This window comes from Leptospira ainlahdjerensis (genome assembly GCF_016919175.1).
Classification (GTDB): domain Bacteria; phylum Spirochaetota; class Leptospiria; order Leptospirales; family Leptospiraceae; genus Leptospira; species Leptospira ainlahdjerensis.
Map to the genome: position 1 here is coordinate 194,288 of NZ_JAFFPU010000044.1, position 17,222 is coordinate 211,509.

The following is a 17,222-nucleotide window of genomic DNA, read 5'->3' on the forward strand; positions in this document are numbered from 1 at the left end:
ACTGAATTCCAGTTTATTAAGGTTTTGATAATTTAGAAAAAAATAAAACGAAATCGAACAACGAGGTCAGGATGGAATCGTAGCATCGGATTGGAACAAAAAAATGACGCCCTCCATCGATCTATCCGAGGGCGTTTTGGGAACCGAAAAAAATTATTGAACTCCGATCTTAACGGGACTTGCTTTGGGCGCTCCTTCTTTTTTTGGAAGATTCAACTTGAGAACGCCGTTTTCGTATTTGGCGGAGATTTTGGATCGATCGACCGTATCCGGTAACGTAAAAGAACGGCTAAAGGAAGAATAGTTGTATTCTCTTTTGCTGTATTGTTTGTCTTCTTCTTTGTTTTCGGATTCTTTTTCCGCGCTGATCGTGAGCATTTCCCCATCGATATCGATGTTAAAATCTTTTTTATCCAAACCGGGAGCGGCAAAATCAAGTTCGTATCCGTTAGGATTTCTTTTTACGTTTACAGCCGGAACTTGCGAGACCCAGTCGTTGTGAAACAGATCGTTCCAGCCAGGCCAGTTGCGAAAAAAATGGTCCAAACCTGTAAGGCTTTGAGAACGATTGAAATGTTTTGTAACGCTATTCATAGAATTCTCCTTGGATGAAAAGTAGATTCTAAAGATATAACGTCTTTTTTGAAAGCGGTCAAGAGCCTCTAGGAAAAACGTCAAAAATCAATGCCAAACGGCAAAATCACAGGGAGTTCTTTTCAGCGGAGAATGGAAAACAGGAAATCGCTGGAGTAAAAAGGGAATCGAAAAAAATTGGAATTCAGTTTACAGAAAATCGCCTCCGCGATATTTCTTATCCCTTTAGTAATGAATCGAAAAGATAATAAATATGGGACCGATCGTCGATAATTTGGACCGCCAATTCGAATTTATAAAAAACGAGCCCGAAGAAGTCCAAATCACATTCCAGATTTTGGATCTTTTTTCAAAAGTCATTTCCGGCAAAACACGCGCAGATCAGGCCCTTACCAAGATTTTAGAAAGAATTTCTTCCATTTCAAATTGGAGTCGGGCGGAAATTTGGATGATCGACGACGTTTCCAAGTCCTTTTGTCTGCAAGCCGTTCACAGGGCGTATCCGAAAATCGAAGAGTCGTTTGTAAAAGATTCCGAAAAAGTTTCTATCCCCGCCTCGGAAGGATTTCTTTTACGATTACTCGGAGAACAAAAAAGTATTTGGAGTCACGATCCCAACGACGAGATCCGATACGAACACGTTAGTCGCCTCTTGGACCCGATTAGTAAAACCGTATTGGGAATCCCCATTCAATTTCAGAAAAAAACCGGAGCCCTTATTCTTTATTCCGATCGGATAAAAACTCCCGAAGAGGAAAAATTTCTTTCTTTGACCGAACGTATCTGTCATCAATTGGGAGCTCTTTTGCCGGACAATTTGGAAGTTCCGTTTCCACAGGGGAACGAGGATAAAATCGGACAAGTACTGGAGAACATGCCTGTCATGTTTTTTTCCGTAGACGAACAATTTCGGATTCTTTCCTGGAATCACGAATGTGAGAATGTGACCGGTTATACGAAAGAAGAGGTTCTTGGGAAGAATCGTTTTTTTAAACAACAACTTTTGGGAATTCAAGAAGCAGGCAATTCAACCGAGATCTATCATCAAAGTGTGGATTCCGATTTTAAGAATTGGGAATTAGAACTCAAATCAAAATCCGGAAAAGCAAGAACGATTGCGTTGTCCAATATATCAACCGAGTTTCCGATCGCAGGCTGGAAACACTGGTTTGTCGGAGTGGACGTTACTCTTACAAAGGAAGTGGAACGAAACCTAAAAAGTTCCCTCAAAGAGTTATCCGATTTTCATACTGCGTTAAACGCGGTTTCCATCGTGGCGATCACGGACAAACTCGGAAATATCATCTATGCAAATCAGAATTTCTGCAAAATCAGCGGCTATTCTAAAAATGAACTTTTAGGAAGAAATCACAGAATCATCAATTCAGGTTATCATCCGAAAGAATTTTTTATCGAACTTTGGAAGACGATTTCCAAAGGAAAAATCTGGAAAGGGGAGATCAAAAATAAATCCAAGGACGGTAAATTTTATTGGGTAGATACTACGATTTCACCGATTTTGGACGAAAACGGCAAACCGCATCAGTATCTTGCAATTCGAAACGATATCACGGAAAGAAAAGAAACCGAGGAAAAGGCCCGATTGGCCGAAAACAATCTCAAAACGTTACAGGATCGGATGAGTCCTCATTTTTTGTTCAACACATTGAGCATCATTCATTCTTATTTGCAGACCAATTCCGAACTCGCCGATTCCGCGATCCTAATGCTCGCGGATAATTACAGATTTCTAATAGATAACGCGCAGAGGCCGCTCATCCCTTTCGACGTCGAGTGGGAGTTTATGGAGAATTATATGAAACTTCTCAAACTTAGATTCTCCGATTTCTTGGACATCGAAGTCATAAAAAAAGGCGATTTCAGCAAATGTCAACTTCCTCCTCTCACCTTACAGCCGATCGTCGAAAATTCTTATATACACGGAATTCGAAATCAAAAGGGAGGCGGGAAAATTTCGGTTGAAGCGACGATCGAAGGAAATCGAACTCGGATTCGGATTCGAGACAACGGAAAGGGAATCGAGAATACTGAAAATTTCCATTCTCGAACTCTGCACAATATCTCGGAGCGTCTTAAATTTTATCTTTACGAGTCGGAAGTGAAAATTGAAAATCACGTCGACGGTGGAGCGATTGTAACCGTGGACTTTGATACCCCAAAAAACGAACAGTTGGGAAAGTTAAACTGAAAATGGCAAATCCGAATAAAGAATGGAAGGCAATCATCGTAGAAGACGAAGCGCCCACCCGAGAATTGTTAGTCAATTTTTGTCTTTCTCGACCTGAATTAAAACTTTGTAAAGTAGCAAAAGACGGAGAAGAGGCGTTGCAATTTCTCCAAGAAGAGTCCTTCGATTTGGCGTTCTTAGATATCAATCTTCCCGTGATGTCGGGATTGGAAGTTCTCGAAAAATTGGAAAATCCTCCTTACGTCATTTTTGTCACCGCCTTTCGCGATAAGGCGATCGACGCGTTTGAGTTAGGCGCTCTTGATTATCTTTTAAAACCGTTTTCGAAGGATCGATTTTTTAAGGCCGTGGATCGGGCGATCGAGTTTCTTCAAAACAAAAAAAGTCAAAATTCAGGAAACGCATTCAACGAACACGGATTGTTCATTTTGGAAAAGGAAAATTATTTTCTGATTCCTTATGCGGACATCATCTACATCGCTTCCCGGGATAATTTCAGCGTAATCCACACCGAAGAAAGGGAATACATCACTTATAAATCTCTGAAGAGTTTGGAAACAAAGCTTCCTTCCAATCATTTTTTGAGGATTTATAAACAATACATCATCAATCTCCAGAAACTTTCGCATCTCCAAAGCGATACGATGGGAAACTACGTCGTCTATCTTAAGGACGATGACGAGACCCAGCTTCCGGTCGGCCGAAAATACATCGCTAAAATCAAAGAATTGCTCTGATTTTCCGGAAACGCCGTAAAATTCTTCCAAACGGCCGTTCGGAGCGGTTTCCCGATTTTTGAATCCCTTTCTAATTTTAGAATTTAACCCTCCCAATCCGCAGAATACCTCCGTAATTCGCCGCATATCCCCTTGGTCATTGACTGGATCGTAGAAGTCCTGTATAAACATTCTCAGCAAGAATGGAAAGGATTAGGAAGAATATGAGCGCACTGACAGTATCCAAACGTGTTTCCGAAGAAAACGAAGTTCCCGCCAAAAAAAAACGTCTCGAATTGGTTCCGAAGTATGAATTAACCGATTCACAAAATACGAAACATTTTGAGAAGAACGCTCTTCTTTTTTCGGAGGGGGATTCCTCCAACGGATTCTACATCGTTCGTAAAGGATACGTCCGCTCCTTCAGGCATTCTAAGACAAACGATAAACAACAAACTTTTAAAATTCACTACCCTGGAAGTTGGGTAGGTTTTAGAGACGCGGTGATGGGGGGAAAATATCTTCACAATGCGGTCGCGTTAGAAGACACGGAGGTGCAATTCGTATCTCAATTTGAAATTCAGGAATTATTACATACGAATCGCGAGTTCAGCGATATGGCATTCGACAAAATGACGAAGGAATGTGTGGAAGCTGAAAACAAAATCTATTCTATGGGAATTCGTCACACACACGCCAAGTTATCCGAATTTCTTTTGGAAAGAATGAAAGAAGTAGGGATAGAGATCGAACTTCCTTTTACAAGAGACGTATTCGCGTCCATCATCGGGGCGACCACGGAAACCTTGGTAAGGGCCCTTTCCGATTTCAAATGTAGAGGTTGGATCGAGATCGAAAAAAGAAAAATTCTAATCAAAAACGAAATCGCTTTGGCAAGTCTTCTCGATTAAGAATATAAAGTCGATTTCTAAAAAAGTAAATGGGTAAAAGACACTTTAGCAAAACTGTAAGTTTTCCCGTAAATCAAGTGGAACTCAAAGGAGACATCGTCGTTCCGGAAGGCGCAGATTTGCTTGTGATCAACGTATTGGAAGAGGAACATTCCCGGTTTGCGGATCGATTGAAAAAACTTTCCACGGCGTTAAATGGAAAAAAAATCGCGACGTTTTTTCTTTACGGACTTTTGACCGAAAAAGAAAGTCAAATTTCCATCAACCGATTGGATGAAGAACTCCTATCGGATCGTCTTATCTCCGTTACTCATTGGTTAAAAAATCAAGACCTCACAAAAAATATGAAATTAGGATATGTCGGTTTGTCCGCGTATGCTGAACGATTTTTCAGAGCGAGTCTGAAGCTAAAAAGTCAGATCGAAAGTTTTGTATTTATCGGAGAAATTCCGCCTCTCAATATCGCCTTTTGTGAGGTTCCGATTTTGAATATCATAGGGGCCTTGAATTCGAAAGGAGGCGATTCCAATCAAAGTGCGTTTCTGAGGATCGATTCACCTCAAAAAAAAATCAGCCAGATCGCCGGTTCTGCCAGTCATTTCGAAGATCCTCAAAAATGGAATTTAGTGACCAAGGAAACCATCGAATGGTTTTCCGCACCCGAATCCAGAAGGAGCGGTTGAAAATTCAAAACAGGTCTCCAAACTTTTTCCGAAAGAAGGAAAAAGATTCGATTCTCTTTTGTTTGCCAAGGCCGTATTCAAAAGCGGAAAGGAAGGAAGAAAATTTGTAGAACTTCCTACAAGACCTTTTCTCGTTCCGTTCCCTTCTTTCGAGAGATGGAACCGTCGATTGAAAACGGGGAGTTCCCACACTTTTTACGTTTTCGGACCAATTCTCCAGATTTTCGAAGTCAGATTCGAGGAATTCATACGGTCCTACGAAAAAAGATACGGATCGGAATCGGATTTCTTGGGAAATTATAATTTGACATAAAACTAAAAATCACAATCTTGGAAGTCCATTGCCCGAAGGTGACTGCTCAGTTCCAAATGGAAGTTCCCGATTCGGATTTTGCAAACGTGGAAACTTTGCTTCCGAACGCAAAATCGTCTAACAAAGGTTAGGAGTTCATTGGATTCAATTTCACTTGGAATCGGAGAAAAAAATGCCCACTTTAGAAACTTTAGAACGTTTTATCGCCCTTGTAGAAGAAAACAAACACGACCTAGCGATCGAAGAATTTTATACCGAAGGCGCTTCCATGCAGGAAAATCAATCCTCCCCTCGCGTGGGCAAAAGATTGCTCGTTGCGAACGAAAAAAAAGTTCTGTCAAGAGCCAAGACATTGACTTCAAAGTGTGTTCGCCCGGTTTTTATAAACGGAGACAGGGTCGTCATTCGATGGATTTTTCATTTCGAATGGAAGGACGGAACTTCCATGCACATGGAAGAACTTGCCTATCAACGCTGGGAGGGGGAACAAATTGCAGAGGAAACTTTCTTCTACGATCCGGTGCAACGTATTCCCATTCCTGCGAAGGGTTCCGATTGAAAGAATCGATCCGGATCTGAAATTATAGTTTGCCATTTTCAAAATGATGGCGGATGTTTGCAGTTCGATTCCGGTTTTTTATCGGGATCTGCGGAGAATTTATGAAAAAAATAACAATCCTGTCGATTCTTCTTTGTATAAACGTTTTTCTTTCGAAATGTAAGGGTTCTTCTTTGGAACCTACAAAGGGCGCGATCACTTTTGTTAAAGGAACCGTATCCGTTCAGCGCGGAGATCAAACGATCAAAGCGTTTGTTTCTCAGGAGATTCGAAATGGAGACGTTCTGATAACGGGATCTAAATCCGTAGCGACCGTCGTGTTCGGAGAAAATTCTTCCGTGATCGAGATTCAATCGGATTCTCAGTTTCGTCTCAAAGAAGAATCGAACGAAAGAATCTTTTTTCAAGATCGAGGAAGTTCTTGGGTCTTTGCCAATAAATTGTTGAAAGGAGACAAACTCAGTCTTCACACACCTACGAGTACAGCCGGAGTCAGAGGAACTAAATTTTTTACGGCGGTTCGAGAAGACATGACCTTTACCTGTCACTGCGAAGGACAGATCGAATTGGAGAACGTCGCCAATCATTCTAAAAAGATAAACGATTCCGATTATCTTGCAGTCACACGCGGAACAAAAACGGTCTATATCACCGCAAAAGACCTTCAAGAAGTGAAAATCGCTTATTCTCACGATCATAGCGAGATCGAAGGTTCGCCGATTGGTGCTCAGAGTAGGATGACTCCGACGCAGGTGCAAGCGATGTTCACACTTGTGAAAAAGAAATTGGATGCGCCGTAATCCTTTTTCAAACTCTAAAAAACGCCGGTGAAATTTTATCGGCGTTTCGTCCCGCATTATTTGCATCTTATAAAATCCGGAAAAATATTCTTATGGGAAGAATCGTATTGTAGAGCTTTTACAAAAGTGATCTTAGCGAAATTTTCCGAATTCTTCTTCCGGAAAAAGAGTAGGGAAAGCGATCCAAAACGTTTACAAAAATACGCGAAAACGATCGATCAATGAGGGAAACGAGCGAATCATCAGAATGAAACTAAAAATCCCGTTCACAATTCTTTGGATCGTCGGGCTTTTGTTTGGCGCATACAAAGCTCTGGATTCAGGAAGAATCTGGTTTGTATATCCTTCCGAACAAAAATATCCGATTCGAGGAATCGACGTTTCCCATCATCAAGGAAAGATCGATTGGAATCTTGTTCCGAAATCGGAAGTTTCCTTTGTTTATCTCAAGGCCACGGAAGGAGCCGAATTTCAGGATCCTTTTTTTCGGACAAATTGGAAAGAGGCGAGAGGCGCTGGATTTCCCGTAGGAGCTTATCATTTTTTTACTCTCTGCAAAACCGGAATCGAACAAGCTGAGAATTTTATGAAACGGGTTCCAAAAGAACCGAATTCACTCCCACCCGTGATCGATCTTGAGTTTACCGGAAATTGTAAGGAAAGGTCGAAACTGCAGAACGTTCAAAATGAAATCCGAGACTTTTTGGACCGAGTCGATTTTTACTACGGCAAAAAAACGATTTTATATTTAACTTTCGAATTTATAGATCAGTATCTGGGTGAAGAATTCTTCGGACATCCGATTTGGATTCGAGATATTTACAAACATCCGAATACGTTCTCGGATATCCGTTGGTCTTTATGGCAATATAAGAATCGGGGAAGAATTTCCGGCGTCGAGGGTTACGTCGATTTGAATGTGTGGAACGGCAGTTTAGAAGAATTATTTTCGAAAAATTGAATGTTCGACGTATATTATAGAACATTCTGCGTTTCAGGAAGAGTGACTTCTTAAAAGACATTTTATAAGTTAGCAAATATTTACAAAATGGAATCTACAAAAAATAAATAAAAAAAAAGGGCGTTCTTTGTTGTGTAAGTAATGAAATTTAGAATTTTCTTGGTCTTATTTTTAGTTTTATATTTTACGTCTTCGTTTTCCATTTATAGCGGAATTCAAAAAATTTTAAAGGCGGATTGCGCTCACGACTATGCGAATAAACTTTCTGCGGAAACAAAATCGAACATCAATCTTCTTTGTAATTCTCTCTATCTGGATACGAAACTTCGATTGGAAGTCGTCATTGTCGCGTTACTCGATAATCTTACGGAGGAAGAATACGCGGTAAAATATTTTCAAAAATACGCCCAAAGTGATCCTTCGTTTTCCGAATATGGGATCGTAGTTTTGATTTCCTTCAGCGATCGTAAGATTCGGATCGAATTGGGAAAAATCGCCGCCGAAAGAATGTCGAACTCGGAAGCAAAAGAAATCATCGAAAAGGATTTCATTCCATACTTTCGTCAAGGTCAATTGAATCCGGGAGTTTCCAACGGAGTCAAGGCCATTGTGGATTGGTTTTCTATACACTAAAAAACTAATTTCCGTCAAAGGCCCTTTGGAGTGTTTCGATATCGAGTTTGTTCATTTGCAACATCGCCTGCATCGTTCGATTCGCTTTTTCCCGATTCTCGTTTTGTAGAAAATGGCCCAGTATGGAAGGGACGATCTGCCAGGAAAGACCGAACTTATCCTTGAGCCAACCGCATCTTTGCGATTCTCCGCCTGTGGAAAGTTTTTCCCAAAACTCGTCGATCTCTTCCTGTGTTTCACAGTTGATAAAAAAAGAAACCGCCGGAGAGAACGTAAAGTGTGGTCCTCCGTCCAAAGCCAAGAAGTCCTGACCGTCGAGATGAAAGGCCGCACTCACCACCTTGTTTCCGTTTTTAGAGCTGTGTTCGACTTTCGCATTCTTAAAAATAGAAGTATAAAAGTCGATCGCTTCCCCCAAATTATCGTTAAACCAAAGAAAAGGAGTTATTTTTTTCATAGAACCTTCACCTGTTTTTCTCTGAGTCTACCGCCCAGCCAAGCGGAGGGAGGCCCCGTAAGAACGAGAGAAATCGGATACCACATCGGACCGAGATTGTATTTCATCGCTCCGATCACTCCTATGGCGCTGAGAATCAAACCGATTCCACCCAAGATGAGCGCATGACGCATCGGGTGGTTAGGGGCGAGAAATGCGGTGATATAACATCCTAAAACTCCGTAGACGAGTCGGTAAGACAAGGCCAGTACGTTAAGGCCGTTGTCGAACATAGGTTCTCCCCAAGGAGGATAAATATTCAAAACGTGTAATATTTGATCGGTTCCGAGAGAAGTGACAAAAATGGTGACGAGTCCCGATAAAACTGCTCCTGCGCTTTTTAGAATATTAAAAAAATATAAATTTTTATTCTTTAACGAATCGCTCATTCGAATTCTCCTTGGGTTTCTGCCTTAGATAAAACCTCGTCGAGTCTTGCGTAACTCATCGCAACTCCCCCTTCCATCGGCGAATGGATAACCGAATCTCTCGCTTCCAAAGATTCGTATTTCAGAGTCGCGGTCATAAACGTCTTTCCATCTCTTTCGATCAGAACGGTAGTGATCAGAGATTGACCCGAATACCAAGACTCGTCGAAAACTTCCGTGTGAACGATTCGTTCCGGTTTTTGAATTTCTTGATACACTCCTCCCACGCCCATAACTCTACCGTCTTCGTGTTTCCAGAGATAACGATACTTACCGCCGACTTTTAGGTCGATTTCACAGACGTCCATAGACCAACCCGGCGGACCCAAAAGCCAAAGTTTCACAAATTCAGGTTTTGTGAATGTTTCAAAAACCATCTTACGGGGGGCGTTGAACTCGCGGGTCATCACGATTTCAAGATCTCCTTTGGGAACAAGTCTCAGATTGCCGGCTATGTTCATATTATACTCCTGAATGATTGTATTCATTTCGATAATTTTTTCTTCTTTGTTTTGAGTTCTTCTAAAAGGACATCGAGTTGTTCAAAACTTCCTTCCCAGAACTTACGATACTTTTCCAACCACTCGAAGGCTTCCTCAAGAGGTTTCGCACGAATTTGTCTCGGTCTTTTTTGAGCTTCCCGACCTCTTACAATCAAACCTGCCTGTTCCAATACTTTCAGATGTTTTGAAATTGCGGGTTGACTCATCGCAAACGGCTTGGCCAAATCCGTTACCGACGTTTCGCCCGAGGCCAAACGGGCGAGGATTGCTCGTCGAGTCGGGTCGGCTAAAGCGGCAAACGTTGAATCCAGACGATTGGAAGTTTCAAGTTTAGAATTCATTCTTTATATAACTACTAGGTTATATAAAGAATGAATAGCAACTTTTTTTTGATTGAAAAGAGTTTTTAGTAAAAAGGGGGATTCCGGTAAATAGCTTTTTTACTATGACTTCGAAGAGAGTTGAAAGAGAAGGGGGCGGGAAATTCGAAATTAGACATCGTCTCTTGTCAAAATTTTGAAAAGAGTCCGGGTTTCTAAGTAAAATGATTTCGATTATAGAATTACGATATGCGGGGCATTGCGTAGGTGGGTTCAGCTCGATATGGAACAAATCGCTTCTTTATCATATTTGGAAAGTCGGTCGAGTGAAATAAAAGAGAAGAATTCCGTAATCATCTCTTTCGGGAATTATCTTTGAACTTGTCGTTCATGTTGAAACGATTGGCCCCACAGGCCCAACACCGGAGAAAAATCGGAAATCGGATTTACGATTGCATTCTTCCGTCACAAAAGGACTCGGTCGAACGTCTTCATTCTAAATCCTAAAAACGGTTTCATAAGCCGTTTTGGATAAGAATAGGACTTTGTTATGATCAAAAAAATTCACTATTTCTCCGGGATAACACTCGCGTTATTTATCGGATTTCATCTTTTCAATCACTTCGCAAGTTTTTGGGGACCGGAGGTTCATAGATTCGTGATGGAGAAGCTACGTTTCGTTTATCGAAATCCGTTTGTAGAGACCTTGATTTTGCTTGCGGTTTTGACTCAAATCGTTTCCGGAATTCGTTTATTCATCCGGAAGAGAAAAAAAAATCTCGAAACTTTCGATCGAGTGCAGATCGCAACCGGGTTGTATCTCGTTTTATTTTTGGTCATTCATCTGAGCGCCGTTTTGGCGGGTCGATTTATTTTGCGTTTAGATACGAATTTCTATTTTGGAGCGGCGGGTTTGAATACATTTCCGTTTAGTATTTTTTTTATTCCTTACTATTCTTTGGCCGTGATTTCTGTCTTTGGACATCTTGCTGCGGCCCACAGAAATAAAATGAAACTGACGGTTTTGGGCGTCTCTCCGGTTCAACAATCGGTTTGGATTCTGATTTTAGGAATAATTCTTGCAGGAATCCTAATATACGGTCTAACAAACCGTTTCCAACAATTTCAAATTCCCAAAGAATACAAGATATTGACCGGAAATTAAATGCGAAGAACCCCTCGATGAGCATAGCCTCACTCGCATTTGAGAGAAACCGCAACGAGATTTGTCCTAAGAAGTGCGGTTTGTAGGAGTTCCTACACGGAACTTTTTTCTTGCAAAATTAGAATTTTATGATAGAGGAAAGTTTCCGGAGTTTTTCCCGCCACCGCTCCCCACCACCCGAAATTTGGGCGGGGCGCGCGACTTTTACGGAGGGCGTCGGAGTTCCGACAGATTGATCTTAGAATCCAAATAACTTTAGGGTGAGGGACATGCTCTCTCGTCGGAGCGGAACGGATTTAAAACGTTGAAGTCTTCGTAAGAGTTCCAACAAAAAATCGGAATCTACTTCCAGACAAAAGGCTGTTCTCCTTCGACTGAAAAGACAAACGAACATCGCGTTCTTGATTCTTTCTCCCATTTGTGGGATAGGATTGCCCTTTTTCCCTGAGGACGCTCTGCCTTTGGGAAAATTTTTATTTGTAATTATAAAAAAGTATAATCGGCATCAAGACATCCATGTTTTTGACATGGTCGCATTAATTTCATTTTATAGCCGTGTTTGTGACTTGAAAGTCAAATCCTAATGGTAATTAAAATGTCGATTCGACATACAATGGGAACGAAAGTTTTACAAAACGGATTTGATTTCCGCTGGCTTTGGATCGGCGGATCCTAAACCAAATATTTCATTTTCGAATTCGATACTTTTTCGAAGGGAATTCCTATTTCTTTTTAACGGGCAAAAAGGCAATTCGACGTAAGAGATCCTTTGTCTCAATCAGATCGAGGAGTGTGAAAGTTGTTACGAAAGCATCGAATTCAGAAAGATAGGGAAAAAATAAGAATCAAAAAGAGAATCCTCTTTTTGCTTTTTGCAATCATTCCGCTCTTTATGGTTCTAATTCTCATCTATGAGACTCGAAAGTTAGAAAGCGACCTTTATCGGATCGTAGGAATGAGGGCCCGCGCAATACAGGACTATCTTCATCAAGTGAGCAATCAAAGCCGCGCTCTTGGATTGTCGGTAACGGATTATATGATATTCCACGAAGATTCTCCATCGAATCCCAAAATTCTTAAAAAGATGAAGGACTTTCCGAATCTGGATCGATTCGGAATTTCAATATACAACGGTTCTAAAAGAGACGTGGCGTTTGCAGGTACGTTAACAGCGGTAGGATCCACTCAAAAAGTAAATTCTTCTTTGTTAAAAGAGCTCGAAGCGGTTTTGAGTTTGGGCGGACAGTTTGAGACCTTGGTCGAAAAACAACCGGAGGTGGTCTGGGCGTATTATCTTTCGAAGCAGCAATTTCTTTACTTTACGCCTAACACCGGTAAGGCCGCAAATTTTCAATTCACGGATGAACTTTATACGAGACCTTTTTGGCTTCAAGCCGAACCGAAGGCGAATCCAGATGGGCTTCAGATTATTACCGAATTGTACGAAGATATCAATGAAAAGGGATTGATGATCACGATCGCGGAACCCGTTTACTACCGCGGTCAATTTATGGGAGTCGCTTCGCTTGATATCGGATTGGATATGATGAAAAGAATTCTCGAAACCGGAGACGGTATTGGTGAAAGTATGCTCATCGACGAACACCGTCACGTAATCGCGACAACCGGTAAAGACGACTTTCGAGCTTTGCAGAAAATTCAAATTCCGGAAATTCCCCTTTCGCAGCCTTTATTCAGAAAGGATCTTACTTACTGGGCATCCTTTGAAGTAAAGCCGGGCGAGGTCTATCTCATTCATAAAATCGAAGTGTTCGATTTCGTTCTTTACATCATCAGAGGTTTACTGCCGATTTGGGGACTGGTTTGCGCTTTAGCAGTAGTATTGATTTTGTATCTACAGCTCCGATCTTCTATCGAACAAATCGCAACCTTGATACATACGGATCCTTTGACCGGAATTTCAAATCGAAGGGGATTCTTAAAATTAACTCAGAGATCGCTCGCGATCAGCAGTCGTCATGGTCAGACCTGGACGATTTTGATGTTGGATATCGATCATTTCAAATCGGTAAACGATCAATATGGTCATGAAGAAGGCGACCGAATTCTTGTAAAGGTCGCACAAATTTTGAGTTCATGCGTTCGACAGACGGATGCGGTTTGTCGCTGGGGCGGGGAAGAGTTTGCCATTTTTCTCTTTGGGGCCAATCCGGAAGATTCGATGAATATCGCGGAACACTTGCGTGAAGAGGTGGAGCAGAAAGTTTTACTTCAGAATGGAAATTCGGTGACCGTAAGTATCGGGATCTCCGAAGGCCGGGGAGGAAAACACGGTTTGGAAGAATCTTTTTCTCATGCAGATCAAGCCTTGTATCGAGCCAAGACTACTGGACGCAATCGAGTCTGTGCCTTCGATCCGATTCGTTCTTTTTGATTCAGATTATATCCTGGAAAGAACGGAATCCCACGTCGGGTTATGATAGAAAGTGTAGAAGGGAACTCACTCTATTGTACTCGTCTATCAGGTTAGAAGTAAAACGTTAACCTGATAGACAATTTTCGAACTTTTTTCTCTTTGTTTCGCTCCTCTTTGTTTTTCCCAAAACTCTTTTTCATTCTTCCAGGAATTTGGCTTCGAATTCTTAAAAACCAATCTTAGGTATTGTCTCAAGAACTGAAACCGTGGGAACTCCTCATTGGCATCGAAACAAAGAGAGGTTTGTTGGAAGACCCTCTAACCGTTTCAAAGGTGCGATCCGTGGGAACTCCTCCGTTTTCAATCGAATGTCGCGGTATCGAGAAACGAAAGACGGAGAAATGGAAGGCTCTTGTAGGAGCTTCTGCAAATCTCCTTTCCGGCCTTGGGATAAGCTCTTGTAATTAAATTCAACTTATAACGAGAAGAGATAAATTTCTGAATTTAGTTTAGAATGAATCCAGTTTTTTGAGTGCCTTCCACGGGAACTTTGAAAGCAACCAGCTCCTATATCTCCATAGAAATCCCTGTATCTATTTGGCTAATTTGCATTCATTAGCCAAATAGATTTTTTTTTACGAATCCGTTTTCAAGACTTAGATTTCAATTCAGAGATTCTTCGAAATTTTTTCCGGAAACCTTATTTAAATCGGATTCTGATTTCATCTTTTCTCTTTTTTGATTTCAGGGTCTGCCCCAATATCGGAAGTCGTGGGAACTCCTCACTTTACGATCGAAGGATCAACCTCGTGAAAAAATAGGAACAAAAAGTGAACGGCTCTTTGTAAGAATTCCTACAAAAATGCAATAAGCAAAGGATTTGTAGGAACTGTAACAGATTTTCAATCGCTGAACGACGTTGAATTTGAGAGTTGGAGGTCGGGCATAAAAAATCAAAAGAATTTTTTATACCCGATTCGAAAAGAGTTTCGGTGGTTTTTTGTAAGGATTTTTAGTTCTGTGAATTGACCAATTTTCTAAACTCCCGAGGCGACTTTCCCGTAAATTTTACGCAAGCTCTATGAAAGGAAGAAGCCGAGTTGAATCCACATTCTAAAGCGATCTGTAAAAGATTCATATGAGATTTGTTTTTGAGATTTCTCTTTACGTCCTCGATTCGATGCATGTTTAGAAAGTCGGCGAACTTCATAGACATGTGTTTGTTGATATAATACGAAGCCTGATGTGTGGAAAGGCCGAGATAGGAAGCGAAGTCCGGTAGTCGTAATTCTTCATCCGCATAACCTCGAATTTGTAGGAATGCTTGGACTCTTTCTTCTATTTTACTTAACTCCACACCTTCTAAGATGTTTCGACTTGGTTCCGGAACCGAGTCTTCCTCTTCGAAAAATCCGGGGGATTCATTTGGAATATCCTTTGCAATTATCATTTCTTCCGCTTTTAATTCTCCATTCACTTTATGAAAAAGGAAAGGATAGATTCTCTCAAGTAAGGTTACGTAGGCTAACAGAATCCCCGGTATCAGTTCCGAAAACAAAAGTATCTTCGTGGATTGCAGAATTGTTCCCGTAAAATCCAAAAACAGGGAAACGGAAATCAGGAAAATGATAAAAGGGAAGTGATAGAATTGGCGTTCTTTCCGCGTTTTGTAAATCGTAACACAAGACCAGACGAAGGTATAGAGTACGATGCAGATCGCGATTCCATCACAAAGACAAATATAAACGACACTCGGAATCAAAAAGGAAAGAAGAATGGTCAGTGGAAGAATTCCGATCATCCGTTTGCAGAAAAACCAGGGATTTTCCATTTCTCCAAGTAGGAACTTCACACAGATGAGAACCGCAGAACACGCGTAGAGAACGAGTCCGAAGTAAAATCCTAATTCGACCGGGTCTTTCAACAACCGCGGATCCGTCTCTTGAGGAAAAAGGATTTTGTTGTTCGTCATCAAAAATACACTTACGCTCAATAAGATGGTTCCGTATGCCTTGCTGAATTCGTTTCTTTTTTCTCCGTACAACCTGGAAATGGCCATGGTCATTCCGGTCCCAACTCCAGCCGCGTGTGTGTAAAACAAATTCACTTCCGAAAAACCCGCAAATGACATGATATCCGATAGAAGATTCAAGTTAAACATGGGGATGCACCTCCTCTTTTATGTTCCTGCATGAGTTTGAGGAGAGTTTAACGCGTTTCGCTCCCGGATGCGTCGGCAAATATAATTGGAAATTGTTGAAATTATAAAAATAAGAATATTCTATTTTAGAATTTAATTTAATCGGAAATAAATTCTATAAATTATAGACTTAGGAAGGTTTTCTTACCGATTCGAATATCGAAATTCGGTAAGAAAATCCTAGGAAACGGAATTTTCGAAGAGGGTTGTTCAGTTTTTCAGTTGAACGTCATGGATGGATTGATAGTGGATGATTCTCGGTTGTGATTCCCGAAATTGTTTCGGAGACATTCCGGTTTCCTTAAAAAAAGCCTTATAAAAAGAAGAATTGGAATTGAACCCGACGGCGATTCCAACGGAAACCACCGAACGATTCGGGTCGTTGATCAGCATCGATTTGGCTTCTTCCACTCGAAATCGATTGATGTAATTATTAAAATTGATTCCTAAATGATTGTTCAGAAAAAAAGAAAGTTGATGTACCGAGATACCCAGTTCTTCCGAAAGATCGGGGAGTCGGATCTCCTCATCCAGATAAATTCTTTCTTCTTTCACCATGTGCGCGAGTTTTTCTTCCAGTGCGTGAATGTCAATGTCATGGAGAAGGGAACGTTTCGACAGGGTTTTGTTGGGTTCGATTTCCGGAAATTCCATCATTTTCGGAAAAAGAAGCGTCATAAAATAATAAAAAATCAGTACAAAGGTAGTGTGAACGCTGGAAAGAAGAATCAAGGATTTGTTCTCCAGGAGGATACCCGCGATTTCTAACGGAATGCAGAGGGAAATAACGATCACGAGAAGAAGGATGATTCTAAAATTTACTTTGGAGAGGAGATATTCTCGATCCCTCCAAACGTTTACGATCGCAATCGTAAAATAAACAAAAACATAAAGATCCGCCAGAAAAAGAAAGATAGAGAGTTCTTGGCTCTGCGGCTGCTCGTAAAAGGTAGCGATCGGAATCGCGAGCAAAAAAGGCCCCAAAAAGTTCCAATAATAGTAAAGGGGGAGTTCCGTATATTTACGGAAAATCATCGAAGAAATGAGAAAAACGAAGGTTCCGCTGGCGGCTAACGCAATGATATCGATTAGAAATAAGAACTTGGAAAGCCAGAGATGACTGACCAGACGTAGGCTATTTTCATCGATTGCTTGGAAAACCGCCGTTAAAATTAACACATACGATATCAGATGATCGATTTGTTTTTTGGCTCGAATCCAATTTCCAATTCCCAGAATCAAAGCAAATCCGGCACCGAACCGAATGAGGCTGATCGAAAACGTTTCATTTAAGAATGAATCTAAATCAATATTCACCATAACTCTTCATGTTCTATTTTGTTATTTTTTGATT

Annotated in this window: 17 protein-coding genes; 10 read left to right on the plus strand and 7 right to left on the minus strand. The window is 41.0% G+C overall.

Going from position 1 to position 17,222, the window contains the following annotated elements; genetic code table 11:
• Nucleotides 1-153: 153 nt before the first annotated feature.
• On the minus strand, nucleotides 154-594 hold the full coding sequence (locus JWG45_RS13350; RefSeq protein WP_205280172.1) for an Hsp20/alpha crystallin family protein: 441 nt from the start codon (nucleotides 592-594) through the stop codon (nucleotides 154-156).
• Nucleotides 595-847: 253 nt separating this feature from the next.
• On the opposite strand from JWG45_RS13350, the gene JWG45_RS13355 reads away from it, so the two are divergent.
• From JWG45_RS13355 to JWG45_RS13390, 8 genes are all read left to right on the plus strand, one after another.
• Nucleotides 848-2,803 carry a PAS domain S-box protein gene (locus JWG45_RS13355; protein WP_205280173.1) on the plus strand — a complete coding sequence of 652 codons (1,956 nt, stop codon included), beginning with the start codon at nucleotides 848-850 and terminating at the stop codon, nucleotides 2,801-2,803.
• 2 nt (nucleotides 2,804-2,805) lie between these two features.
• Nucleotides 2,806-3,540: a LytR/AlgR family response regulator transcription factor gene (locus JWG45_RS13360; RefSeq protein ID WP_205280174.1), complete on the plus strand. Its 735-nt coding sequence runs from the start codon at nucleotides 2,806-2,808 to the stop codon at nucleotides 3,538-3,540.
• A gap of 203 nt (nucleotides 3,541-3,743) precedes the next feature.
• The gene (locus JWG45_RS13365) at nucleotides 3,744-4,430 is read left to right on the plus strand and encodes a Crp/Fnr family transcriptional regulator (RefSeq protein ID WP_205280175.1); all 687 of its coding nucleotides are present in this window, start codon (nucleotides 3,744-3,746) and stop codon (nucleotides 4,428-4,430) included.
• Between the two features lie 29 nt (nucleotides 4,431-4,459).
• Nucleotides 4,460-5,113 (plus strand): dienelactone hydrolase, encoded by a 654-nt coding sequence (locus JWG45_RS13370; protein WP_205280176.1) that lies wholly within the window; start codon nucleotides 4,460-4,462, stop codon nucleotides 5,111-5,113.
• A gap of 485 nt (nucleotides 5,114-5,598) precedes the next feature.
• Nucleotides 5,599-5,985 carry a nuclear transport factor 2-like protein gene (locus tag JWG45_RS13375; RefSeq protein ID WP_205280177.1) on the plus strand — a complete coding sequence of 129 codons (387 nt, stop codon included), beginning with the start codon at nucleotides 5,599-5,601 and terminating at the stop codon, nucleotides 5,983-5,985.
• A gap of 101 nt (nucleotides 5,986-6,086) precedes the next feature.
• Nucleotides 6,087-6,785, plus strand: a complete 699-nt coding sequence (locus tag JWG45_RS13380) for a FecR family protein (RefSeq protein WP_205280178.1) — start codon at nucleotides 6,087-6,089, stop codon at nucleotides 6,783-6,785.
• A gap of 247 nt (nucleotides 6,786-7,032) precedes the next feature.
• A complete protein-coding gene (locus JWG45_RS13385) occupies nucleotides 7,033-7,746 on the plus strand; it encodes a glycoside hydrolase family 25 protein (protein ID WP_205280179.1) in 714 nt (237 codons plus the stop codon).
• 141 nt (nucleotides 7,747-7,887) lie between these two features.
• A complete protein-coding gene (locus tag JWG45_RS13390) occupies nucleotides 7,888-8,379 on the plus strand; it encodes a TPM domain-containing protein (RefSeq protein WP_205280180.1) in 492 nt (163 codons plus the stop codon).
• Between the two features lie 4 nt (nucleotides 8,380-8,383).
• Here JWG45_RS13390 and JWG45_RS13395 read toward each other — a convergent pair whose 3' ends face one another.
• From JWG45_RS13395 to JWG45_RS13410, 4 genes are read right to left on the minus strand one after another with little or no spacing between them, the layout of a single operon-like run.
• Complete coding sequence (locus tag JWG45_RS13395; protein WP_205280181.1) at nucleotides 8,384-8,836, minus strand: VOC family protein; 453 nt, start codon at nucleotides 8,834-8,836, stop codon at nucleotides 8,384-8,386.
• The gene (locus tag JWG45_RS13400) at nucleotides 8,833-9,264 is read right to left on the minus strand and encodes a hypothetical protein (RefSeq protein WP_205280182.1); all 432 of its coding nucleotides are present in this window, start codon (nucleotides 9,262-9,264) and stop codon (nucleotides 8,833-8,835) included. The genes JWG45_RS13395 and JWG45_RS13400 overlap by 4 nt, the downstream gene beginning before the upstream one ends.
• A complete protein-coding gene (locus JWG45_RS13405; protein WP_232380680.1) occupies nucleotides 9,261-9,791 on the minus strand; it encodes an SRPBCC family protein in 531 nt (176 codons plus the stop codon). The genes JWG45_RS13400 and JWG45_RS13405 overlap by 4 nt, the downstream gene beginning before the upstream one ends.
• Entirely contained in the window at nucleotides 9,788-10,147 is a 360-nt protein-coding gene (locus tag JWG45_RS13410) for an ArsR/SmtB family transcription factor (RefSeq protein WP_205280183.1), read from the minus strand. The genes JWG45_RS13405 and JWG45_RS13410 overlap by 4 nt, the downstream gene beginning before the upstream one ends.
• Before the next feature lie 529 nt (nucleotides 10,148-10,676).
• Between JWG45_RS13410 and JWG45_RS13415 the strand changes: the two genes are divergently transcribed.
• Both JWG45_RS13415 and JWG45_RS13420 read left to right on the plus strand, forming a co-directional pair.
• Nucleotides 10,677-11,291: a hypothetical protein gene (locus JWG45_RS13415; RefSeq protein ID WP_205280184.1), complete on the plus strand. Its 615-nt coding sequence runs from the start codon at nucleotides 10,677-10,679 to the stop codon at nucleotides 11,289-11,291.
• A gap of 892 nt (nucleotides 11,292-12,183) precedes the next feature.
• Nucleotides 12,184-13,686, plus strand: coding sequence for a sensor domain-containing diguanylate cyclase (locus JWG45_RS13420; RefSeq protein ID WP_205280238.1), 1,503 nt, complete (start codon nucleotides 12,184-12,186; stop codon nucleotides 13,684-13,686).
• A 994-nt stretch (nucleotides 13,687-14,680) separates the two neighbouring features.
• Here the strand turns inward: JWG45_RS13420 and JWG45_RS13425 are convergent.
• Nucleotides 14,681-15,829: a helix-turn-helix domain-containing protein gene (locus JWG45_RS13425; RefSeq protein ID WP_205280185.1), complete on the minus strand. Its 1,149-nt coding sequence runs from the start codon at nucleotides 15,827-15,829 to the stop codon at nucleotides 14,681-14,683.
• 249 nt (nucleotides 15,830-16,078) lie between these two features.
• Nucleotides 16,079-17,188, minus strand: coding sequence for an AraC family transcriptional regulator (locus JWG45_RS13430; protein ID WP_205280186.1), 1,110 nt, complete (start codon nucleotides 17,186-17,188; stop codon nucleotides 16,079-16,081).
• Between the last annotated feature and the right edge of the window lie 34 nt (nucleotides 17,189-17,222).